General features: G+C 69.7%; 11 protein-coding genes. 8 read left to right on the forward strand and 3 right to left on the reverse strand.

The genetic code is table 11. From position 1 onward, the window contains the following. The first annotated feature begins 362 nt into the window (after window positions 1-362). A complete protein-coding gene (locus AC5JJ2_RS10790; RefSeq protein ID WP_495857991.1) occupies window positions 363-4,445 on the forward strand; it encodes a hypothetical protein in 4,083 nt (1,360 codons plus the stop codon). Window positions 4,446-4,509: 64 nt separating this feature from the next. Here the strand turns inward: AC5JJ2_RS10790 and dapA are convergent, their stop codons facing one another. Together dapA and AC5JJ2_RS10800 are read right to left on the reverse strand one after the other, a co-directional pair. Further along, window positions 4,510-5,403 carry a 4-hydroxy-tetrahydrodipicolinate synthase gene (dapA, locus tag AC5JJ2_RS10795; RefSeq protein ID WP_495857992.1) on the reverse strand — a complete coding sequence of 298 codons (894 nt, stop codon included), beginning with the start codon at window positions 5,401-5,403 and terminating at the stop codon, window positions 4,510-4,512. A 466-nt stretch (window positions 5,404-5,869) separates the two neighbouring features. Further along, complete coding sequence (locus tag AC5JJ2_RS10800; RefSeq protein WP_495857993.1) at window positions 5,870-6,148, reverse strand: hypothetical protein; 279 nt, start codon at window positions 6,146-6,148, stop codon at window positions 5,870-5,872. A gap of 118 nt (window positions 6,149-6,266) precedes the next feature. Here AC5JJ2_RS10800 and AC5JJ2_RS10805 point away from each other — a divergent pair, with 118 nt between their 5' ends. Together AC5JJ2_RS10805 and AC5JJ2_RS10810 are read left to right on the forward strand one after the other, a co-directional pair. Next, the gene (locus tag AC5JJ2_RS10805; protein ID WP_495857994.1) at window positions 6,267-8,120 is read left to right on the forward strand and encodes a glycoside hydrolase family 15 protein; all 1,854 of its coding nucleotides are present in this window, start codon (window positions 6,267-6,269) and stop codon (window positions 8,118-8,120) included. Between the two features lie 18 nt (window positions 8,121-8,138). Then, a complete protein-coding gene (locus tag AC5JJ2_RS10810) occupies window positions 8,139-10,166 on the forward strand; it encodes a YgiQ family radical SAM protein (protein ID WP_495857995.1) in 2,028 nt (675 codons plus the stop codon). Window positions 10,167-10,176: 10 nt separating this feature from the next. Here the strand turns inward: AC5JJ2_RS10810 and AC5JJ2_RS10815 are convergent, their stop codons facing one another. Beyond that, entirely contained in the window at window positions 10,177-11,349 is a 1,173-nt protein-coding gene (locus AC5JJ2_RS10815; RefSeq protein WP_495857996.1) for a substrate-binding domain-containing protein, read from the reverse strand. A gap of 115 nt (window positions 11,350-11,464) precedes the next feature. Here AC5JJ2_RS10815 and AC5JJ2_RS10820 point away from each other — a divergent pair, with 115 nt between their 5' ends. The 5 genes from AC5JJ2_RS10820 to AC5JJ2_RS10840 are packed head-to-tail and all read left to right on the forward strand — an operon-like array spanning window position 11,465 to window position 23,594. Further along, on the forward strand, window positions 11,465-14,254 hold the full coding sequence (locus AC5JJ2_RS10820; protein WP_495857997.1) for a sialate O-acetylesterase: 2,790 nt from the start codon (window positions 11,465-11,467) through the stop codon (window positions 14,252-14,254). Window positions 14,255-14,256: 2 nt separating this feature from the next. Further along, window positions 14,257-15,306 (forward strand): sialate O-acetylesterase, encoded by a 1,050-nt coding sequence (locus tag AC5JJ2_RS10825; protein ID WP_495857998.1) that lies wholly within the window; start codon window positions 14,257-14,259, stop codon window positions 15,304-15,306. Continuing rightward, entirely contained in the window at window positions 15,303-16,832 is a 1,530-nt protein-coding gene (locus tag AC5JJ2_RS10830; protein WP_495857999.1) for a sulfatase family protein, read from the forward strand. The genes AC5JJ2_RS10825 and AC5JJ2_RS10830 overlap by 4 nt, the downstream gene beginning before the upstream one ends. Before the next feature lie 37 nt (window positions 16,833-16,869). Next, the gene (locus AC5JJ2_RS10835; protein ID WP_495858000.1) at window positions 16,870-17,616 is read left to right on the forward strand and encodes a 3-keto-disaccharide hydrolase; all 747 of its coding nucleotides are present in this window, start codon (window positions 16,870-16,872) and stop codon (window positions 17,614-17,616) included. Then, window positions 17,613-23,594: a DPP IV N-terminal domain-containing protein gene (locus AC5JJ2_RS10840; protein ID WP_495858001.1), complete on the forward strand. Its 5,982-nt coding sequence runs from the start codon at window positions 17,613-17,615 to the stop codon at window positions 23,592-23,594. Before AC5JJ2_RS10835 ends, AC5JJ2_RS10840 begins: the two co-directional genes overlap by 4 nt. Window positions 23,595-23,741 lie beyond the last annotated feature (147 nt).

The raw sequence follows: 23,741 nt of genomic DNA on the forward strand, positions 1-23,741 counted from the left end.
GCGGGAAGTTGACCCGACCGGTGCGGTTTCATTCTGACGAAAATCTCATTCCTCGCGGCCGCCCCGGTTGCACGCGGACCCGGCATTCCCTGCACGCACTTCACTCGGCCGGCGTCCGACGCCCGCGTCTCGTGGAACCCGGAGCGACATCGACGGGGGTGTGTAGCACACCATCTACCCCGTTGCTACCGCTCCGGGTTCTGATTTTCACCCGTCCGTCCGGTCGCGACGCCGGCGCGGGGCGGGCAGGGTTGGAAAATTGGGAAATCCCTTGAACGACCCTTTTGGTGTGAAAGAATACGGTTACACTGTTTGCGCTGTTGCACTTCGTCCGCCGGGGCGTTCACTCGGGAGATCGGCTGATGGCCACGAACAATCCGCAGGGTCCCAACGGCCCCGACGACGACAAGGACAAGAAGCACCCCGAACTGCCGGAGTGGCTGCGGACCGACGACTGGCTGCAAATCACCCCGCCGCCGCCGAGCAAGATCATCACCAACCAGCCGGACGACCCGCCGCCGGCCGGGTCCCCCACGCTGCCGGGCGAGGACCAGGCGACGGACATGATCGAGCTGGAGGAGGACGAGAACGTCTACAACGTCGAGGTCCCCCCCTCGACGATGCTCTTCTCGGACCCGGACGACTCCGTCAACCTCACCGACGACCTGCCGATCGTCGGCCCGATGAGCGGCAAGCTCAAGAGCGGGCAGTCGAGCATCAAGCTCCGGTCCACGAAGGCGGCGAAGCCGGCGACCGACCCGGACATGCCGCCGCCGGACGCGATCCCGCCGGTCGGGTCGGGGCAGCCGGCCAGCGACGACGAGATCGACCTCGGCGCGCTGCCGACCGTCGAGAACCCGCGGGCGGCCGGCCCGGCCACGTCCGGCATCCTCCGGCCGGCGAACCCGGCCACCGGCGTCACCCCGATCACGCCGGCCGCGGCCGAGGACGCCGTCGGCCAGCCGCTCGACCCGACCGGCCCGGCGTCCGGGTGGCTGAGTTCCGCCACCAAGCTCCCCGCCGCCCCGGCCCCGACGCCCCCGCCGGTCAAGCAGCCGACCGTCCCGTCCATGACGAGCGTGGCCGGGACGTGGGCCGAGCTGGACGTGCCGCCCGCGTCCAAGCTGCTGCCGCCGACCCCGGCGGCGACGCCGCCGGAGGACACGTCGGACAGCTGGCACCCGTCGTCCGGGAACGTCGGGCTGCCGTCCCTGGCGAACATCGACCTGCCGCCGCAGGCGGTCGAGGAGGGGTCGGACGTGTTCAGCCGGGCCACCCGGCCCGGTACGGGGTCCGGCCCGGTGGCCTACGAGCCGCCGAAGATAGCCAAGCCGGCGGCCCCGACCCCGCCGCCGGAGCAGGGGAAGCTGCCGCCGACGCCGACCCCGCCGGCGCTCAAGCTGCCGTCCCAGCCGGACGCGCCGGCCGAGGTCCCGCCGGGCAGCTGGCACCCGTCGTCCGGGGAGGTCGGGCTGCCGTCCCTGGCGAACATCGACCTGCCGCCCGGCGCGGGCAGCTCGGCGGACGTGTTCAGCGCCGCCACCCGCCCCGGCCGCCCGGCCGACCCGCCGGCCGCGAAGCTCGTCACGCCGAAGCCGCCGGCCGCGCCGCCGGAGGGGCTGGAGGCGACCGTCATCGGCGGCATGGCCCCGGTCGCGAGGCCGAAGCCGGTCGCCCCGGAACCGGACTGGCTGGAGGCCACGAACCTCGGCATCGTCCTGCCGCCGACCGAGAAGCCGACCGACCCGGCGTCCGGGTGGCTGGCCGGGGCGAGTAACGTCGCGAAGCCGGCCGACCCGCCGGCCCTCGACCTGGAGCCGACGACCGACTTCGGCCAGGGGTCGAACGCGGACATCGACCTGCCGCCGCCGCGGACGGAGGAGGCGTCGGACATCTTCTCCACCGCCCGCGAGGGGATCGAGAAGTCAGCCCTGCCGCGGCCGTCCACCGACTCGGAGCTGTACAGCGGCGCGATGCCGTTCGACCCGCGGGACTTCAAGAACCTGTCCGGCACGGCCGGCGACTCGAACCTGTTCGCCGACCCGCCGGAGCCGCCGAAGCCGAAGGCCCAGGAGACCGGCCGGGTCGAACTCGCCCCGCCGAAGCCGATGTTCGAGGGCACGGTGGACCTGCGGCTGAGCCAAATCCTGCCCGGGTCGAAGTCGGACGCCGTCAACTTCGCCCTGCCGCCCGGCTCCGCCGACGACTCGGCCGCGTCCGGCGGGATCGAGGTCGTGGACACCGGGGCGTCGGCCGACGACCAGCCGGCCCGGCCCTACGAGAACCCGCTGGCCGACGACGTGGTCCCGGAACCGAAGTTCGGCAGCCTCGGCGACGACCTGGGCGACCACCTGGAGGCCGAGCTGCTCCGCGACGAGGGGAAGCCGGACTTCAACCTGTACCCGTCCGGCCAGCCGTCGGACTCGAACCTGCTCGGCGACCGGACGTTCGCGGACGACCCCCCGACCCGGCCGGCGCACTCGTCGAGCGTGAACCTGACCGACCCGAACGCCTTCTCCTACGACCCGGCCGACTCCGGCCAGCCGTCGAGCATCTTCAACAAGCTCGACAAGTCCGCCCAGGCGTCCGGCGGGCAGATCGACCTCGACTCGATCCCGCTCATGGGGTCGTCCGACGAGGCGACGAACCGGATGGACGCGGGCGGGTCGGCCGTCCTCGGCGGGCGGCTGGACGACCCCGGCCTGGAGGAGTCCGTGTTCGACGTGAAGATGCCCCGGCCGGAGGGGGCGGACAGCGGGATGATCGACTGGTCCACGGACGCCCGGGTGACCGACCGGCTCGGGCAAACGTCCCTCGAGCAGACGCAGCGGAGCGACTACGCGGACCCGGAGTCCGCGTCGGCCGTGCCGGTCGTGCCGAAGCCCCGCGGGTCCGACGCCGTCCGCCCGCGGTCCCGGCCGGAGCTGACGCCGGAGGAGCTGGAGGACCTGGAGCCGAAGGCGAAGCGGTCGCCGTGGCTGTTCGCCGCCCTCGGCCTGCTCGCCGGGGCCGGCCTCGGCGCGGTGACGATGTACAACGCCGGCGGGTCGTCCACGGGCGGCGGCAACGGCGACGCCGGCGGCAAGGTGGCGGCGCTGGAGAAGCGGGCCACCGACCTGTCCAAGACGGCCGAGCAGCTGGACGCCGACTACAAGAAGCTGGTCGCCGACACCGACGGGCTGAAGAAGAAGGCCGCGGACGGCGCGACCGCGTCGGCCGCCCTGAAGCAGGCCGAGGACGACAAGCAGAAGATGGCGATCGAACTCGGGGCCGCGAAGGAGAAGCTGACCACGGAAGTCGCCGTCGCCAAGAAGCTCGGCGAGCAGGACGCGGCGAAGAAGTTCGACACCGAGAAGGCGAAGCTGACCGCCGACGCGAAGAAGGCCGCCGAGGAGCGGACGAAGTTGCTCGGCGACGTGAAGAAGGCGGCGGACGAGAACGCGGCCCTGGCGAAGATGGTCGAGGCGGCGAACAAGGACGTGGCCGCCAAGGGAATGGAACTGGACCGGGCGAAGGCCGCGGCCGAGGCGGTGGCGGCGAAGCTGAAGGCCGCCGACGCGACGCTCGACCCGGTGATCGACAAGCTGAAGGCGGCGAAGCTGATCGACGACAAGGCCGACCGCGAGAAGGCCGTCGCCGCCCTGCCGGAGGCGCTGAAGAAGGCGAACCTCATCACCGGCGAGGGCGAGTCGGCGAAGCTGGCGAAGGAACTGACCGAGGCCCGCGACGCATTGAAGAAGCAGCGGGACGACGCCGAGAAGGCGATCAAGACGGCCGAGGACAAGCTGGCGACGGCGAAGACGGCGGCCGACAAGCAGCTAGCCGACGCGAAGGTCGCCGCCGAGAAGTCGAGGGCCGACCTCCAGGCGAAGGTGGACGGCGCGGACAAGCGGACGGCCGACGAGGTGAAGAAGGCCGTCGCCGACGCGACGAAGGACGCGGAGGCGAAGGTCGCGAAGGCGCAGGAGATGGTCGCCGCCCAGAAGCAGGCGGCCGACGCCGAGGTGCAGCGGGAGCGGACGGCGCGGGCGGCGGACCAGAAGCAGTTCGAGGCCCGGCTGTCGGCGATGCAGGAGCAGTTCGCGCGGGACGTGGAGTCGGCCCGCCGCGGGTTCACGCCGACGAACAACGACGTGCTGATCCGGCAGGCGGAGCAGGCGGTGAACAGTTACGACGCCGGGACGGCGGCGTACTTCGCCGGCCGGTACGCGGACGCGGAGAAGCTGTTCGCGGCGGCGGCGAAGGCCGACCTGGCGGACGCCCGGTACTGGTACTTCCTGGGGCTGAGCAAGTACGCCCAGGGGAAGGCGAAGGAGGCGGACGCCGACTTCAAGACCGGGGCCGAGTGGGAGGGCCGGGCGAAGCCGGGCCGCCGCGTGGTGGCGACGGCGCTCGAGCGGGTGCAGGGTCCGGCGCGGCTGGCGCTGGAAGCGGCACGGCCGTAACGTGTAGTTGAAGAATGGAAAAGCCCAGGCACGGCCGTGCCTGGGCTTTTCCATTCTTCAACCCTTACTTCAACAGCCCGTAATTCACCAGCGTCTGCCGGACCTTCGCCTCGCCGGCGGCGTCCATCGCGCACATCGGCAGCCGCAGCTCGCCGTTGCCGCGGCCGAGCAGCTTCACCGCCGTCTTCACCGGGATCGGGTTCGTCGCCACGCTCAGCATGTCCCGGCAGAGCGGGAACAGCTTCCGGTGCCACATCAGGGCCTCCGCGAACTTCCCGGCCGCGAACGCCCGCACCAGCGCCATCATGTCCTTCGGCACGACGTTGCCGACCACGCTCACCACGCCCTTGCCGCCGATGCTCATGAGCGGCAGCGTCAGGCTGTCGTCCCCGCTGAGGATCGTCAGGTCGCACAGGGCGGCGATCTGCGACGCCTGGTCGAGCGACCCGGTCGCCTCCTTCACGGCCACGACCGTCGGGTACTTCTCCGCGAGCCGGGCCATCGTTTCGGGAAGGATGCTCGACCCGGTCCGGCCGGGGATGTTGTAAATGACCTGCGGCAGGTCGCACGCCTCGGCGACGGCCCCGAAGTGCCGGTAGTACCCTTCCTGCGTCGGCTTGTTGTAGTACGGCCCGACCTGCAACGTGCCGGTCGCGCCGGCCTTCTTCGCCGCCTTCGTCATGCGGACGGCCTCGGCCGTGCTGTTCGAGCCGGTGCCGGCCATGACCTTGATGCGGCCGTTGGCCTTCTCGCAGACGAACGCGACGACCCTCTCGTTCTCGTCGTGGTCGAGGGTCGGCGACTCGCCGGTCGTGCCGCACGGGGCGAGGGCGTCAGTCCCCTGTTCGACGTGCCACTCGACGAGCTTGCCGAGTTCGTCCCAGTCGACGGCTCCGCCCTTGAACGGCGTGATGATGGCGACGGTGACACCGGCGAACAGTTCCCCGCGGGTCTTCATGGCGGCCTCGGCGTTAGACGAACGGACAAGGGGAAAGGCTACGGACGGGGACATAGAGAGGCAAACGTCACTCAACGTTCGGGCTGAGATGTTGGTGGGCGAACCACCTGCCGAAGTACCAGCCGCAAACGGCGGAACAGCCCTGGAACGCGAGCCAGGGCACGGAACCCCAAAGACAGACCTCGAGGAACAGCGTTTTCCCCGGCGAGTGTCGGGAGAAGATTCGATGCTGAAGGATGTAAACGTGATAAACGTCTTGGCTCGATTGTTGGACGGAGAGGGTAGATTTGTGGCTCAGCATCGCACCCCATGAAGTTACACAAGGCACGAGGACGGCGGCAACGATGGCAAATACGAATGCGATCCCGCGACTGCCGCGCGGGTCAATTGTGGGGGAGGCGTCAGCCATGAGGTCCTCTCGGTGCCAGCCCGCGGCGCAAGCAAGGGTGGCCGGGAACGGTGTTCGTTACGCCTCTCCGTCTTCTTGGGTGCCCCGCGTTCGATGCTCGACACTCGGGCGAGGCGGCGTGAATTCCTTGTACATCATCATCCGCCAAGCTGTCTCGGCCTGCACGCGTTCCTTCGACCAATCCGGGTGAAGTCGGATCAGTTCGACTTTAATCAAGTCCACAAGAACCTCGTGCGCGGTGAACGAGAAAGCCAACTTCTCGGCCACCGGCATGGCGCGGTAGGCGGCCGCGAGTTCGTGACTGATGACCTCAATCCGCTTCGAGACGTGTGGCACGCATGGTCCCCCTTCGCCGATCATTGTACCCGGCCGCGTGATTCCGGTGGCGGCATCCCGGTTGCGAGACTAACGATAACCCATACGCCCGGCCGAACCATCCCCAGGGACCGCGACCGTGGCCTACCAACCGATCGAAAACTACGGCGTCATCGGCAACCTCCGGACCGCCGCCCTCGTCGGCCTCGACGGGTCGATCGACTGGCTCTGCCTGCCGCGGTTCGACTCGCCGAGCGTGTTCGCCGCCGTCCTCGACGACGCGAAGGGCGGCCGGTTCCGCATCGCCCCGGCCGTCAACGGCGCGCGGCACAAGCAGTTCTACTGGCCGGACACGAACGTCCTCGTCACCCGGTTCCTCCACCCGGACGGCATCCTCGAACTCATCGACTTCATGCCGGTCCCGGTCGCCGGCGACCCGTGCGAGCATCAACTCGTCCGCCGCGTTCGCGTCGTCACCGGCGAGCTGCCGGTGCGGGTCGAGTGCCGCCCGGCGTTCGACTACGCCCGGTTCACGCACGCCACCGTCCCGGACGAGTGCGGCACGCGGTTCGTTGGCCCGGACATGGACCTCGTCCTCACGTCGCCGATTCAAATGGCGAACGACGGCCCCGGCGTCGTCGGCGAGGTGACGCTGAAGGCCGGGGAGGAGCGGACGTTCGTGCTCCAGTACCAGCCGCACGGGGCGAAGGCCGGCGGCTGTCCGACACCGGCCGGGTCGATGGCCCTGTTCCAACGGACCGTGGACTACTGGCAGCGGTGGCTGAAGAAGTGTACCTACGCCGGCCGGTGGCGGGACCAGGTGTACCGGTCGGCCCTCGCGCTGAAGCTGATGACCTACGAGCCGACCGGCGCGATCGTCGCCGCCCCGACGACGAGCCTTCCCGAAGGGATCGGCGGCGTGCGGAACTGGGACTACCGGTACACCTGGATTCGCGACACGGCGTTCACCCTGTACGCGCTGTTGCGGATCGGGTTCACGGACGAGGCGGTGCGGTTCGAGGACTGGCTCCGCGAGCGGTGGCGGGACCCGAACGCGCACTGCGACGGGCCGCTCCAGCTCATGTACGGCATCGACGGCCGGTCCGACCTGGAGGAGTTCGAGCTGCCGCACCTGGACGGCTACCGCGGGTCCAAGCCGGTCCGGGTCGGCAACGGGGCGCACGGGCAACTCCAACTCGACATCTACGGCGAGCTGATGGACGCCGTGTACCTGTTCAACAAGTACGCCGCCCCGGTCGGGTACGACGACTGGCTGCGGCTGCGGGGGATGGTGGACTGGGTGGCGGCGAACTGGCAGCGGCAGGACGAGGGCATCTGGGAGGTCCGCGGCGGGCGGCGGGACTTCGTCTACTCGCGGGTGCTCTGCTGGGTCGCGCTCGACCGCGGCCTGCGGCTGGCGGACAAGCGGTCGTTCCCGGCCGACCGGCCGCGGTGGGTCGCCGCCCGCGACGCGATCCTCGAAGAGGTCATGGCGAGGGGGTACGACCACAAGAAGAAGGCGTTCGTGCAGAGCTACGGGTCGGACGCGCTCGATGCGTCGCTCCTCCTCATGCCGCTCGTGTTCTTCACGGCCCCGAACGACCCGCGGATGCTCGGCACGCTCGACGCGATCCGCCGGCCGCTCGCCGCCGGCGGGCTGGCGGCCGACGGGCTGGTCTACCGGTACGACCCGGCCGTCGCCCCGGACGGGCTGCCCGGCACGGAGGGGACGTTCAACATGTGCTCGTTCTGGCTGATCGAGGCGCTGACCCGCGCCGGCCGGACCGACCCGAAGCTGCTCGCCGAGGCCCGGCTGCGGTTCGAGCAGATGCTCGGGTACGCCAACCACCTGGGGCTGTACGCGGAGCAGACCGGGCCGAGCGGCGAGGCCCTCGGCAACTTCCCGCAGGCGTTCACGCACCTCGGGTTGATCTCGGCCGCGTTCAACCTCGACCGCGCGCTCGGCGGCAATTGCCGCGGGGGCGTGGACTGACGGGGCTATAATTCCCGCATGTCCTCACCGAAACGAATTTCCCTCGACCTGTGGCAGGAACGGTACGCCGCCCCGCTCGCCCCGACGGCGGCGGAGGAAATGCGCGCCCGCGGGTGGGACGCCGTGGACGTGGTGTTCGTCACCGGCGACGCCTACGTCGATCACCCGAGCTTCGCGATGGCGATCCTGCACCGGGCGCTGGAGGCAGCCGGGTTCCGCGTCGCGATCCTCAGTCAGCCGGCGTGGACCAACTGCGAGGCATGGCGGCAGTTCGGTCGGCCGCGGCTGTTCTTCGCCGTCAGCGCGGGGAACATGGACTCGCTCATCAACCACTACACGGCGAACAAGAAGGTCCGCAACGACGACGCGTACTCGCCCGGCGGCCGGATCGGGCTGCGGCCGGACCGGGCGACGCTCGTGTACGCGCAGCGGTGCCGCGAGGCGTTCCCCGGCGTGCCGGTCGTGGCCGGCGGCGTGGAGGCGAGCCTGCGGCGGCTGGCCCACTACGACTACTGGTCGGACACGGTGAAGCGGTCGATCCTGCTCGACAGCAAGGCGGATTTAGTCGCGTATGGCATGGGCGAGGTGAGCATCGTCGAGATCGCCCGGCGGCTGCAGGGGGGCGAGACGGTGAAAGACTTGCGCGACATGCGCGGGGTTGCCTATGCGCTCGGCGCGAAGGAAACTCCCCACGGACGTTCGTCCGTGGGCTTCGCACAGGTTCAGATTCCGAGTTACGAAGAGGTGAAAGCCGACAAGCTCGCGTTCGCGGAAGCGACGCGGCTCATCCACCAAAACACGAACCCGTTCAACGCCGCCGCCCTCGTGCAGTTCCACGACCGGCAGGCGGTGGTGCAGAACCCGCCGTGCCTGCCGCTGACCCAGGCCGAGATGGATCGGTTCTACGACCTGCCGTACACCCGGCGGCCGCACCCGAGCTACGCCGAGCCGATCCCGGCCCACGAGATGATCAAGGACTCGATCACGATCATGCGGGGCTGCTTCGGCGGCTGCACGTTCTGCAGCATCACCGCCCACCAGGGCCGGATCATCCAGAACCGCTCGCAAGAATCCATTCTGAAAGAGGCGGAAAAGATCGCGGCCGACCCGGACTTCAAGGGCGTGGTCAGCGACATCGGCGGGGCGACGGCGAACATGTACAAGATGCGCTGCACCCGCCCGGACGTGGAAGCGAAGTGCAAGCGGCTGTCGTGCATCCACCCGACCGTGTGCAAGCTCCTCGGCACCGACCATCAACCCACCATCGAGCTGATGCGGAAGGTCCGCGAGACGCCGGGCATCCGCAAGGTGTTCGTGGCGTCCGGCATCCGCATGGACCTGGCGCAACTGTCGCCGGAGTACGTCAAAGAGCTGGCCGCGCACCACGTCGGCGGCCGGCTGAAGGTCGCCCCGGAGCACACCAGCCCGGCCGTCCTCGACCTGATGAAGAAGCCGAGCATCGACAACTTCGGGGTCTTCGCGGAGCAGTTCCAACAGGCGTCGTCGGAGGCGGGCAAGCCGAGGCAGCAGCTCGTCCCCTATTTCATCGCGAGCCACCCCGGCAGCACGGTCGCGGAGATGATCGACCTGGCACTCTACCTGAAGCGGAGCGGCTACCGGCCGGACCAGGTTCAGGACTTCATTCCGGCCCCGTTCGACATCGCGACGTGCATGTGGTACACGGGGATCGACCCGTTCACGAAGAAGCCGGTGCGGATCGCGAAGGGGATGAGCGACCGGCGGGCGCAACGGGCGCTGATGCAGTTCTTCAAGCCCGAGAACTACTTCGAGGTCCGGCAGGCGCTGATCGACGCCGGCCGCGGCGACCTGATCGGCGGGTGCGACGGCCTGATCCCGGCGAACCCGCCGAAGGAGGCGCTCGACGCGCGGCGGAAGCGGGCGAACGCGGACCATTACCACGCCGTCGCCAACCCGACGACGGGCGAGCCGCCGGGCGAGCGCGGGCTGCCGAACAGGGGCTACCGGCCGGGGCGGAAGAGCCAGCAGAGACGCCAGGAGAAGAGGACGAAGAAGCCCGGCCCGTGACCGCACGGGCTTACGGGCCGCCTCTCGATTGCCGTTGGCGGCGGTACTCGCCGGGGGGGACGCCCAGTTCCCGGCGGAACACCTCGTACAGCCGCTGGACGTTGCCGAACCCGACATCGCGGGCGACGGCGTCGAGGGGCCGGTCGCTCCGGGCCAGCTCCCGCTTCGCCCGTTCGAGCCGGACGCGGCGGATCTCGGTGGCGACCGGCCGCTGGATCGCCTTCCGGAAGTAGTTCTGGAGCGTCCGCGTCTCGGCCCCCACGGCCGCCGCCACGTCGTCCGGCCCGATGCGGCGGTGGCTGTTCGCCGAGATGTACGCCAGCGCCGCCGCCACGGTCGGGTCGTCCACGGCGAAGAAGTCGGTCGATTCGCGGACGACCAGGCCGCGCGGCGGGAGGCGGACGGGGCCGGGCGGGGCCGCGCCGCCGGCCATCAGCCGGTCGAGCAGTTCGGCCGCCGCGTACCCGATGCGGTCGTACCCGATCTCGACGCTCGTGAGCGACGGGCGGGGCTGCTCGCACAGCGCCTCCTCGTTCTTCCCGGCCACGATCGCCATGTCGTCCGGGACGCGCCACCCGCGGCGGTGCCCCGCCTGTACCACGAGCCGCCCGCACACCTCCTGGCCGACGTACACCCCGACCGGCGGCACCCACCCGCGCATGGCGCGGTCGAGGAGTTGCACCGTCTTCCGCCAGTGGGCGAGGTCGCGGTACGGGTCCTGCGGGACGACCGCCGACGCGCACCCGAACCCGGCCCCGCGGACGAGGCGGGTGAACTCCCGCACCTCCAGCTCGTTGTCCACGTTCTTCGGCGAGGTGAGGGTGGCGAACGTGCGGAAGCCGCGGGCCAGCAGGTGCTCGGCGACCAGCCGGCCGGCCTCGGTCGAGTCGGGGAACACGCCCGGCAGCAGGTGCCGGGCGGGCGAACTCGGCCACACGTTCACCGCCGGGACGCCCGCCCGCGCCGCCACCCGGGCGAGCGGGTGGTTCGCCCGCGCGATAACGCCGTCGTACCGTTCGGCCCCGCGGTTCCGCCGCAAGGTGTCGTGGGCGAACTCGTCGATGATCGACACCCAGCCGTGCCCCTCGGCGTACCGCTGCACCCCGGCGAAAACCTCGGAGTGCCGCTTGTACGGCCACTGGAGGTCGAGCATGAGGGCCACACGGGGCGGGCGACGGGCCATGAGTGCCGTTCCGAGATTCGTTATTCTTTTTCCTCGGAACAATACTCGGGTCTGTCAAGATGGGTACGGCAATCCCGCCCGATACCCGTCGAATCCCGCCCGCCCGTGGTGCCGCATGAGATGTCCCCGGATTCGTGCCGCCGTCGTCGCGCTCCTCGCGCTGGCCGTTCCCGCGGCCGCGGCCGACAAGCCGCTCAAGGTGTTCATCCTGGCCGGCCAGTCGAACATGCAGGGGCACGCCAACATTTCCACCTTCGACAGCCTGGCCGACGACCCGAAGACGGCCCCGCTGCTCGAGGCGATGCGCGGCCCGGACGGCAAGCCGCGGGCGTGCGAGCGGGTGTGGATCACGTCGGTGGGGTGCCAGGGCGACGCCTACACCGACCTCCGCGAGCAGACCGGCAAGCTGACCGTCGGGTACGGCGCGTTCGGCGTGCAAGGGAACCGCATCGGCCCGGAGTACCTGTTCGGCCTCACGATGGAGGAGCGGCTGAAGGAGCCTGTGCTCCTCATCAAGACCTCGTGGGGCGGGCGGAGCCTGCACACCGACTTCCGCCCGCCGAGCGGCGGGGCGTTCGAGTGGAACGCGGCGGAGCTGGACCGGCGGAAGAAGCGGGGCGACGACATCGAGAAGCTGAAGGCCGAGAAGGTGAAGGCGACGGGCGTGTACTACCGCGAGATGATCGCGCACGTGCGGAAGGTGCTCCAGGACATCAAGCGGGTCGTGCCGGCCCACGACGAGAAGCGGGGGTACGAACTGGCCGGGTTCGTGTGGTTCCAGGGGTTCAACGACTACGTCGATGGCGGCGTGTACCCCGACCGGATGAAGCCCGGCGGGTACGACCTGTACGCCGACCTGTTGGGGCACTTCATCCGCGACGTGCGGACGGATTTGAACGCCCCGAAGCTGCCGTTCGTCGTCGGCGTGATGGGCATCGACGGCGTGGAGAAGGGGAAGAGGCCGCCGATGGCGAACTTCCGCGCCGCCCAGCGGAAGCCGGCGTCGCTCCCCGAGTTCAAGGGCAACGTGAAGGTGGTGGAGACGGCGGAGTTCTGGGACGACGACCTGGACGCGCTCAAGCAGCGGATGGACAAGCTGAACGACAAACTGAACGCGGACTTCAAGAAGGACCCGACGCTGACCCGCGCGGCCAAGGACGCGGCCCGCGACAAGGCCGTCGCCGCCGCCTTCACGCCGGCGGAGGCGAAGCGGCTGAAGGCGGGCGTGTCGAACGGCGGCTACCACTACCTGGGGGCCGCGAAGATCCTCGCCCCCGTCGGCAAGGCGTTCGCCGACGCGCTGCTGGAACCCGAACGGCGGCCGGAGAAGGGGCCGGCGAAATTGCCCGACAAGCCGCCCGTCGCGGCCGAGATGGCCGGCTACCTGCTCGTCCCGCACTCGAAAGTGAGCAAGGAGTTCAACGGCGGGTTCTCCCTGTACGTGGCCGCGTGGCCGCTGCTGAAGAACTACCCCGGCCAGGACTTCCAGAGCGGGCTGTTCGGCACCTGGATGTTCGCCCAGTACGACGGGAAGAAGCCGGAGAAGGCGTACTCGGACATCGAGGGCGGCCTCGGCTGGTGGCGGGACACCCGGTTCGCCACCGAGACGCCGAAGTTCATCATGGGCGGGGTGGCGCTTAACTTCGTCGAGTGGGCGAACGGCCCCGGCGCGGGCAAGGGCCGCGACTGGAAGAAGCCGAACGGCAAGTACGCGGTGGCCCAGCTCAGCCCGTGGGTGCTGTGGCCGCCGGACGGCCTGAACCTGAAACAGGGCACGTCCGGCGAGTTGTTCGGGTATGGCTACCTGCCGCTGCCGCTCGCGGCCGCCAAGCCGACGACCGCCGGGAAGGACGTGCCGACCGGCGACCAGTGCTGGACGCTGTTCCTGAACGCCGGCAACTTCAAGGGGCCGGCGACGTTCTTCGTGCCGTACTTCTGGTCGAAGCCGACGGTCGAGAGGCCGGACCTGGCCGGGATGTTCATCGACGCCCGACCGTCCGAGCCGAACAAGGCGGTGCAGATGGAGACGCAGCACGTGCCGGCGTACATCGGCACGGACGCGAAGGGCGACGCCTACGCCCGCGTCGCCCCCACGCGATTCCCGGCGAGTCCAGGCGGCGACGCGCCGCTCATCCACCGCATCACCGCGTACAAGAAAGAAGCCCTCTGGGCCGGCGTGAAGGCGTGGTTCGACGGCGGGAAGGAGGCGTCGGGGCGGATCGACCCGACGGCGGCCGCCGTCCACACGTTCGAGAGCAAGGGCGGGGCGACGTGGCGGATCTACCCGCCGAACGCCGAGCGGGACAAGAGGGTGCCGCTCGCGTGGGGTTCGTTCGCCACGCCCGCCGCGCTCGACGACACGACCTACGGGTACAAGTGGAACAAGGACGCGGTGACGAAGGACGGCGGCACGATCACCCTGCCCGAATACTACCGCCTGACGAAGGACAAGAAGGACAAGGAGCAGTGGGCGGTGGTGACCGCGAAGGACGTGCCGGCCGAAACGGGGCTGGCGAACGTCGAGTTCCCGCGGAAGCGGACGGCCAAGCCGCAGCCCTACGTCACGCCGGACGATGCGGACGGTTCGTGGAAGAAGCCGGGGCCGGCGGCCGGGCCGTTCGAGGCGAAGCTCGGCGACGGCAGCGTCGTCACGTACTTCTGGTATCGCTTCGCCGACCAGCCCGCGTTATTGAACGCCGACCTGACCGCCGCCGAGCGCGAAGCCCTTCAGAAGCGCGTCGAGCTGCTGCACAAGAAGTGGACGAAGGACAAGGAGTACTTACCGCTGCCGACCGTCGGCCGTTTGGCCGACCTCGACCCGGCCGTCCTCGTCACCCCGCCGAAGGGCCTGGAAATCGGCTACGTGCCGATCGTCACCCGCCAGGCCAAACCCGAGGAGAAATAAACATGCCCCGCCTGTGTTGCCTCATCGCCGCGCTCGCCGTGGCCGGCGTCGCCTCCGCCCAGAAGACGCCCGACGTGGACCTGAGGCCGGACGGCAAGCCGGGGGCCGCCGGCAAGCCGGTGAAAGTGTTCATCCTGATGGGGCAGTCGAACATGGTCGGCATGGGCGACATCGGCCCGGAGACGGCCAAGGGAACGCTCACCTACCTGACGAGGGTGGAGAAGAAGTACCCGTGGCTGGTGGACGGCGACGCGTGGACCGTCCGGGCGGACGTGTTCTACTACGACGCCCGCGTCAAGAAGGGGGCCCCGCTCGGCCCGACCGCGAACAACGGCAAGGCCATCGGCCCGGAGGTCGGGTTCGGGTACGTCATGGGCCACGTGCTGGACGAACCCGTCCTGGTGCTGAAGTCGTGCATCGGCAACCGCAGCCTCGGCTGGGACCTGCTCCCGCCCGGCAGCAAGCAGTACACCTTTGAAGGCAAGACCTACGCCGGGTACAAGGACACGCCCGACGCGTGGGTGGAGGGGCAGCCCAAGAAGGAGGTGAACTGGTACGCCGGCAAGCAGTACGACGACGACATGGCGAACGCGAAGGCGGCGCTCAAGGACCTCGCCAAGATTTACCCCGGCTACAAGGATCAGGGGTTCGAGATCGCCGGGTTCGTGTACTGGCAGGGGCACAAGGACACCGGCAACAAGGCCCACGCGGGCAAGTACGAGGAGAACCTGGGGCGGCTGATCGAGAGCCTGCGGAAGGACTACGCCGCGCCGAAGGCGAAGTTCGTCCTGGCGACGGGGTGCGGCAACCCCGGCACGGAGGGAACGGGCAAGCAGATCGCCGAGGCGCAGCTCGCGATGAACGACGCCAAGAAGTACCCGAAGTTCGACGGCAACGTGAAGGCGGTGGACACCCGCGACTTGTGGCGGGCGGCCGACGTGTCGCCCAAGAACCAGGGCTACCATTACAACCGGAACGCCGAGACGTACCTGGAAACCGGCCTCCGCCTCGGCCGGGCGATGGCCGACCTGCTGGAGGGCGACACGAAATGACCCGCACGCTCTCCCTCGGCCTGTTGCTGCTCGCGGCCGCCGGCCTCCCGGCCGCCGGGCCGCCGAAGCCGAACGTCGTCTACATCCTGGCGGACGACCTCGGGTACGGCGACGCCGGCTGCTACAACCCGGCGTCGAAGATTCCCACGCCGAACATCGACCGGCTGGCGAAGGACGGCGTGCGGTTCACGGACGCGCACTCGCCGTCGGCCGTGTGTACGCCGACCCGGTACGCCCTGCTCACCGGCCGGTACGCCTGGCGGACGCGGTTGCAGCGGGGCGTCCTCGGCCCGTTCTCGCAACCGCTCATCGCCGAGAAGCTGCTCACCGTCCCGGCGATGCTCCGCGGGCAGGGGTACGCCACCGCGTGCGTCGGCAAGTGGCACCTCGGCTGGGGCTGGCCGAAGCCCGGCGACGGCGGCCGGCGGGACTTCACGCAGGCGATCCCCGACGGCCCGACGGCCCGCGGGTTCGACCTGTACTTCGGCACCGACGTGCCGAACTACCCGCCGTACTGCTTCATCGAGAACGACCGCACCGTCGGCATCCCCTCAGAAACGGCACCGGTGGGCCGCGACTCGTTCAACATCGCCGGCCCAATGCTGCCCGGCTGGAAACTGGCGGACGTGCTGCCGGGGTTGGAGAATCGCGCGGTCGAGTACGTCGAAAAAGCCGCGACGGGCGGCAAGCCGTTCTTTCTGTACCTGCCGCTCACGTCGCCGCACTACCCGGTCGTGCCGACGGCCGCGTTCCGGGGGAAGAGCAAGGCGGGCGACTTCGGCGACTTCGTGGCGCAGACGGACCATGTGGTGGGACGGGTGCTCGACGCCTTGAAGACGGCGGGCGTGGCGGACAACACGCTCGTCATCTTCACCAGCGACAACGGCCCGGAGATCACCGGCGAGGTGAAGAACGGGGCCTACGACCGGCTGAAGGAGTTCGGGCACGCCAGCATGGGCGACCTCCGCGGCACGAAGCGGGACGCCTGGGAGGGCGGGCACCGCGTGCCGTTCGTCGCCCGCTGGCCGGGGAAGATCAAGGCCGGTACGACCTGCGATGCGACGACTTGCCACGTTGACCTGATGGCCACGTTGGCCGCACTGCTCGGGGTGACGCTGCCCGCCGACGCCGGGGTGGACAGCGTGAGCGTCCTGCCCGCTCTGCTCGGCGAGAAGCGAACCGCCCCGCTGCGGGAGGCGACGGTGCATCACAGCGCGCAGGGCAAGTTCGCCGTCCGCAAGGGCGACTGGGTGCTGATCCTCGCCCCGACCGGCGACGACAACGGCAAGAGGGGTGAGCCGGACTGGTTCCGCAAGGACCGCGGGTACGCGCCGCACGCCGACCCCGGCGAGCTGTACGACCTCGCGACCGACCCCGCGCAGAAGAACAATCGGTACGCGGCCGAACCGGCGCGGGTGAAGGAGTTGGCGGCCCTGATGGAGAAGTACGTGGCCGCCGGCCGTAGCACGCCGGGGCCGCGGCAGAAGAACGACGTAGAAATCACCTGGGACAAGCGGGCCGACTGACGGCCCGGCCCGACCGCTCACCCCCGGAGGCGACCGGATGACCCCCGCCGTTCTGCTCGCGCTGACCCTCCTCGCGGCCGACCCGGATTTCAAGCCGGACCAGGGCAAGCTGCCCGTCCCGCCCCCGAAGGGGGCGACGGCGCTCCTCGACGACAAGGGCAACCACGCATTCCTCAGCATGGCCGGCGAGAAGATCGACTGGCCGGTGGAAGGCGGCGTCATCACCTCCACGTCGAACAAGAAGAACCAGAACCACATCGTCTCGAAGCTACACTTCCGCGACGCCGACATCCACGTCGAGTTCCTGCTGCCGGAGAAGGGGCCGGGGAACAGCGGCGTGTACGTCCACGGGCACTACGAGATCCAAATCCTGAACTCGTTCGGCAAGGGGAAGGTGACGCAGGACGACGCCGGCGCGGTGTACGGGTTCTCGGCCCCGAGCGAGAACGCCTGCCGCAAGCCGGGCGAGTGGCAGGTGTTCGACATCCGCTACCGCGCACCCCGACGGGACGACGCCGGCAAGATCGCCGAGAAGGGGACCGCCACGGTCTGGTTCAACGGCAAGAAGGTGCAGGACGACGCCGCGTTCGGCGAGCCGAAATCGACGTTCCACCCGTTCCGGTTCGGCAACACGCCCTACCTGGACGCGATCCGCGACCGCCAGAAGAAGACGATGACCGGCCCGGTGTTCCTCCAGGACCACGGCAACCCGGTGAAGTTCCGCAACGTGTGGGTGCGGCCCGCCGACGACCACGCCTTTACCTACGAGCCGGACAAGAAATGAACGCGAACCGAACGCGCGGGCGGGCCATCCGATGGGCACTCGCAATCGTCACGGCTCTCGCCGCGTGCGGCACGCCCCGCGCCGACGATTCCCTCCTCACCGTCGGGCGGCTGTTCGGGGCGAAGGAGTTCGACGCCGAACAACTCCCGGCCCGGCGGTGGGGCAAGCGAACCTCCGCCTACTTCACCCTGGAGAAGGCTGCCACCGGGAGCGAGTTGGTCCGCCGCGACCCGGCGACCGGCAAGAAGGAGGTCGTCGTCCCGGCCGCGGCGTTCGTGCCGGGCGGCGCGAAGGAACCGCTCGCGGTGGAGGGCTACGAGTTCTCGGCCGACGAGTCGCGGCTGCTGATTTTCACGAACGGCCAGCGGGTGTGGCGGCGGAACACCCGCGGCGACTACTGGGTGCTCGACGTGGCGGCGAAGAAACTCCGCAAGCTCGGCGGGGACGCGGCCCCGGCGTCGCTCCTGTTCGCCACCCTCTCGCCGGACGGCACGCGGGTGGCGTTCGTCCGCGACAACAACCTGTACGTCCAGACCCTGGACGACCTGACGGTCACCCCGCTCACCGCCGACGGGTCGAAGACGCGCATTAACGGTACGTCCGACTGGGTGAACGAGGAGGAACTCGACCTGCGGAACTGCTTCCGCTGGAGCCCGGACGGCCGGCACGTCCTGTTCTGGCAGTTCGACACCACCGGCGTGGCCGAGTTCCACCTGGTGGACACCGTCGTCAGCAAGTCGCCGCGGGTCACGTCGTTCGCGTACCCGAAGGTGGGCGAGAGGAACTCGGCCACGCGGCTCGGCGTGGTCCCGGCCGCCGGCGGCAAGGTGCGGTGGCTCGACCTGCCCGGCGACCCGCGGGAACACTACCTGCCGCACGCCGACTGGACGCCGGACGGTAAGGGCGTGCTGGTCCAGCAGTTCAACCGCCCGCAAACGGAACTGAAGGTGTGGCGAGCCGACCCGGCCACCGGCAAGGCGAGCGAGGTGTTCGCGGAGACGGACGCGGCGTGGCTGGAGAACGAGAACCCGTGGCGGTGGCTCGACGGCGGGAAGGCCGTGCTCTGGCTGAGCGAGCGGTCCGGGTGGCGGCACGCGTACCGCGTTCCCCTCGACGGCTCGCCGGCCGTGCCGGTCACGAGCGGCGACTTCGACGTGATGGGGGTGGAAGCCCTCGACGAGGCGGGCGGGTGGCTGTACTACGCGGCCTCGCCGAAGAACGCGACCCAGCGCTGCCTGTTCCGGGTGAAACTCGACGGGAGCAAGACCGAGCAGATTTCCTCCGAGAAGCTGATCGGCTGGCACGAGTACGACTTCTCCCCGGACGCGAAGTGGGCCGTCCACACGTGGTCGAATTTCACCACCCCGCCGGTGGCGGAGCTGGTGAGGGTGAGTGACAACACGGCCGTCCGCACGCTGACCGACAACGGGAAGCTGCGGGAGAAGCTAGCCGCGTTGACGCGGCCGCAGATCGAGTTCATGAAGGTTCCGATCGGCAACGGCGTCACCCTCGACGGGTGGGCCATGAAGCCGGCGAAGGTCGAACCGGCCGCGAAGCTGCCGCTGCTCATGCACGTGTACGGCGAGCCGCACGGCCAGACGGTGCGGGACGCGTGGCCCGGCCCCCGCGGGCTGTGGCACTGGATGCTCGCCCAGCAGGGGTTCGTCGTGGCGAGCGTGGACAACCGCGGGACGAACGTGCCCCGCGGCCGCGCGTGGCGGAAGGCCGTGCATCGCAAGATCGGCACCGTCGCCCCGGCCGAGCAGGCGGCCGCGGTCCGCGAACTGCTGAAGCGGTGGCCGTTCGTCGATCCGACGCGTGTGGGGTCGTGGGGGTGGAGCGGCGGCGGCAGCATGAGCCTGAATGCCATCTTCCGCCACCCGGACCTGTACCGCACCGCCATCGCCGTCGCCCCGGTCGCCGACCAGACGCTGTACGACACCATCTACCAGGAGCGGTACATGGGGCTGCCGGCGGACAACGCGGCCGCCTACCGCGACGGCTCGCCGATCGCGCACGCCGGCAAGCTGCGGGGCAACCTGTTGCTCGTCCACGGCACCGGCGACGACAACTGCCACTACCAGGGGACCGAGCGGCTGATGGAGGAACTGATCGCGAAGGGGAAGCGGTTCGACGTGCTGCCGTACCCGAACCGGACGCACGCCATCAAGGAAGGCCGCAACACCGACCAACACCTGATGGAGGCGATGACGCGGTTCCTTCAACTGAACGTGCAATCCCCGCACGCCCCGGCCCCGGACCCCGTGTACGAGACGCGGACCGTCCGCGGGTGGTCGGTCCACGTCAACCGCGAGCTGCTCGCCGCCGACGCGAAGCCGACGGCGAAGGTGATGGAGCTTTTGGACGGGCAGTTGGAGGACATTGCGAAGGTGGTGCCGAAGGCCGCGTTGGCGAAACTGCAACAGGTGCCGCTCTACTTCAACCCGGAGTACCCCGGCGTCCGGCCGACCGCCGAGTACCATCCCGGCGCGGACTGGCTGCGGAAGACCGGCCGCGACCCGGCGATGGCCCAGGCGGTCGAGTTCACCAACGTCCGCATCTACCAGCAGGAAGTGAACCGGATGCCGTGGTTCGTGCTGCACGAACTGGCCCACGCCTACCACGACCGCGAGTTGCCGAAGGGGTTCGGCAACCCGGAGGTCGCCGCCGCTTACGCGCGGGCGAAGGAGTCTGGCAAGTACGACAAGGTCGAGCGGCACTTCGGCAACGGCCGGCCGAACGCGGTCGAGAAGGCGTACGCGATGACCACCCCGATGGAGTACTTCGCGGAGGCGACCGAGGCGTACTTCGGCCGCAACGACTTCTTCCCGTTCACCCGCGACGAGTTGAAGAAGCACGACCCGGACGCGGACGAGCTGCTCGGCAAGCTGTGGCAGGCGGCCGCCGACCCCGCACCGCCGACGCTCGTGCAGGAGCTGCTGAAGGAGTCGCCGGCGGCGTTGGCGAAGGCGGCCCGCGAGCGGGGCGACGCCGGCCGCGGGGCGGTGCTGTTCTTCCAGCCGTTCCTGACGTGCGCGAAGTGTCACGACGCCGAAACCGGCACGCACCTCGGACCCGACATCGCCGCGGCGGGGAAGGAAGCGACCGCCGAGTACCTGATTGAGTCGGTGCTGCTGCCGTCGAAGGCGATCAAGAAGGGCTACGAGCCGCTGACCGTGACCACCGCGGACGGGCAGGTCGTCACCGGCTTGCTCGTTGAGGAGAAGACCGGCACGCTCACGCTGCTCGACCCCGCCGGCGGGAAGAAAGTGACCGTCGCGGTTGCGGACATCGAGAAGCGGACCGTCGGCACGGTCTCGGTCATGCCCGACGGGTTGGTGAACGCGCTCTCCGACCGCCAGCAGTTCCTCGACCTGGCGAAGTACCTGATCGACGTGGCCGAGGGCGGGCCGCGGCGGGCGAAGGAACTCCGCCCCGCGGTAACGACCTTCACCGTTCCCGAGTACGAGAAGGAGATCGACCACGCCGGGTTGATTCGCGCCCTGGACGACAAGGCGTTCAAGCGCGGGGAGGCGATCTACGCCCGCGTGTGCGCCAACTGCCACGGCACGCACACGCAGCCCGGCTCGCTGCCCACGTCGCCGAAGTTCGCCGCGCATACCTTCAAGAACGGCGGCGACCCGCACGGCCTGTACCGCACCCTCACGCACGGCTACAACCTGATGGCCCCGCAGACGTGGATGGTCCCGCGGCAGAAGTACGACGTGGTCCACTACCTGCGGGAGGCGTACCTGAAGCCGCACAACCCGACGCAGTACGTGAAGGCCGACGCCGCCTACCTCGCGAAGCTTCCCGCGGGCAAGAAGAACGCGTTCGGCCCGGCCCCGGCGAGCGTCGAGCCGTGGATGGCGATGGATTACGGCCCCAGTCTGATGAACACCTACGAAGTCGGCGGGCCGGGGCCGAACATCGCGTACAAGGGCGTCGCCGTGCGGCTCGACGCCGGCATCGGCGGCGTGTCCCGCGGCAAGAGTTGGGCACTGTTCGACCACGACACTCTGCGGTTCGCGGCCGGCTGGACCGGCGACGGATTCATCGACTGGAAGGGCATCCACTTCAACGGCCAGCACCAGGTTCACCCGAAGCTGGCCGGCGACGTTCACGTGGCCAACCCGGTCGGGCCGGGCTGGGCCGACCCCGAGACGGGCCGCTTCAACGACCCCCGCTCCCGCGGCCGCGACGGGCGGCCCTACGGCCCCCTCCCGCGGGCGTGGGCGCGGTTCAACGGCACGTACGCCTACGGCGACCGGACGGTGATCGCGTACACCGTTGGCGACGCGGCGGTCCTCGAACTGGAAGGGGCGGAGGCGGACGGCCAGGCAGGGACGGTGTTCACCCGCACGCTGGAGGTGGGCAAGTCCTCCCGCGACCTGCACGCCCGCGTCGCCCCGGCCGCGGCGGCCGCCGCCGTCGTCGGTGACAGCAGGGTGTCAGTGGCGAAGCGGGACGGCTTCCACGTGCTCACCATCCCGGCGGCCGCCACGCCCACGCGGGTGAAGGTGCTGATCGCGAAAGCGCCGACCGCGTTCGCCACGATCACGCCCGCCCCGATCCCGTTGAAGCCGCTCACCGCGGGCGGGCCGAAGCGGTGGCCCGAGGTGCTGAAAACAACCGTCGTCCCCGGCAAGGGCGACGGCCCGTTCGCCGCCGACACGTTCGGCCTGCCGGACCGCAACCCGTGGAACGCGCTCCTGCGGCTGACCGGGTTCGACTTCCTGCCCGACGGCCGGCGGATGGCGGTCTGCACGTGGGACGGCGACGTGTGGCTGGTGACGGGCATCGAGGAGCCGGACGCGGGCCTGACGTGGCAGCGCATCGCGTCGGGGCTGTTCCAACCGCTCGGGTTGAAAGTCCGCGCCGGGGGCATCTTCGTGGGCTGCCGCGATCAGATCGTGCAGCTGCACGACCGGAACGGCGACGGCGAGACCGACTTCTACGAGTGCTTCAACAACGACCACCAGGTGACGGAGCACTTCCACGAGTTCGCGATGGGGCTGCAGACCGACGCGGACGGGAACTTCTACTACGCCAAGAGCGGCCGGCACGCCCTGCCCGCGCTCGTGCCGCAGCACGGCACGCTCCTGAAGGTGGGCAAGGACGGAAGTACGACGGAGATTCTGGCGACCGGCTTCCGCGCCGCGAACGGCGTCTGCCTGAACCCCGACGGCACGTTCTTCGTGACCGACCAGGAAGGCTTCTGGACGCCGAAGAACCGCATCAACCGCGTCGAGAAGGGCGGGTTCTACGGCAACATGTTCGGCTACACGGATGTCACCGACACGTCCGACGCGGCCATGAAGCAGCCGCTCTGCTGGGTTACCAACGAGTTCGACCGCTCGCCGGCGGAACTGATATGGGTGCCGAAGAAAACGTGGGGGCCGCTCGCCGGGGCGCTGCTGAACACGTCCTACGGGATGGGCAAAATCTACGTCGTCCCGCACGAGACGGTGAACGGCCAGGCCCAGGGCGGCCTGTGCGCGCTGCCGCTGCCGACGTTCCCCACCGGCGTCATGCGGCCCCGCTTCCACCCGACCGACGGCAGCCTGTACGCGTGCGGCATGTACGCCTGGGCCGGCAACCAGACCGCCCCCGGCGGGTTCTACCGCGTGCGGTACACCGACAAGCCGGCCGACCTGCCCGTCGGGTTGAAAGCCAAGACCGGGGCGGTGGAACTCACGTTCACGGACGCACTGGATGCGAAAGCCGTGGACGGGAAGAACTTCGACGTGACGGCGTGGGGACTGACGCGGACGAAGAACTACGGGTCGAAGCACGTCGGCGAGAAGCCGCTGGCGGTGGCGAAGGCGACCGTGAGCGAGGACGGCAAGACGGTCAGGCTGGACATTCCCGACCTGACGCCGACGTGGGGCATGGAGATCAAGTATCGGCTGACGGGCACCGACGGCCGGGCGGTGGTCGGCGTGGTCCACAACACGATCCACGAACTCGGGAAGTAGCCGACGACCGAGGCCGTTGCCGACGGACCTGGTCGCTCACCGTACAGTTCCGGTCGGGTTTTCTCGATGTCCGGGAAGACCTCGCGGCGTGCATGTGGACGGGGTCGGCGGCCGGTTCGCCGCCCTGTCCCCACGAGAGGCGAGTTT

This window comes from Limnoglobus sp., from assembly GCF_059499385.1.

Bases quoted from the DNA above. Each gene is read 5' to 3' on its own strand.
- AC5JJ2_RS10790 (WP_495857991.1), top strand. From the start codon at position 363: ATGGCCACGAACAATCCGCAGGGTCCCAACGGCCCCGACGACGACAAG.
- dapA (WP_495857992.1), bottom strand. From the start codon at position 5,403: ATGAAGACCCGCGGGGAACTGTTCGCCGGTGTCACCGTCGCCATCATC.
- AC5JJ2_RS10810 (WP_495857995.1), top strand. From the start codon at position 8,139: ATGTCCTCACCGAAACGAATTTCCCTCGACCTGTGGCAGGAACGGTAC.
- AC5JJ2_RS10815 (WP_495857996.1), bottom strand. From the start codon at position 11,349: ATGGCCCGTCGCCCGCCCCGTGTGGCCCTCATGCTCGACCTCCAGTGG.
- AC5JJ2_RS10820 (WP_495857997.1), top strand. From the start codon at position 11,465: ATGAGATGTCCCCGGATTCGTGCCGCCGTCGTCGCGCTCCTCGCGCTG.
- AC5JJ2_RS10825 (WP_495857998.1), top strand. From the start codon at position 14,257: ATGCCCCGCCTGTGTTGCCTCATCGCCGCGCTCGCCGTGGCCGGCGTC.
- AC5JJ2_RS10830 (WP_495857999.1), top strand. From the start codon at position 15,303: ATGACCCGCACGCTCTCCCTCGGCCTGTTGCTGCTCGCGGCCGCCGGC.
- AC5JJ2_RS10835 (WP_495858000.1), top strand. From the start codon at position 16,870: ATGACCCCCGCCGTTCTGCTCGCGCTGACCCTCCTCGCGGCCGACCCG.
- AC5JJ2_RS10840 (WP_495858001.1), top strand. From the start codon at position 17,613: ATGAACGCGAACCGAACGCGCGGGCGGGCCATCCGATGGGCACTCGCA.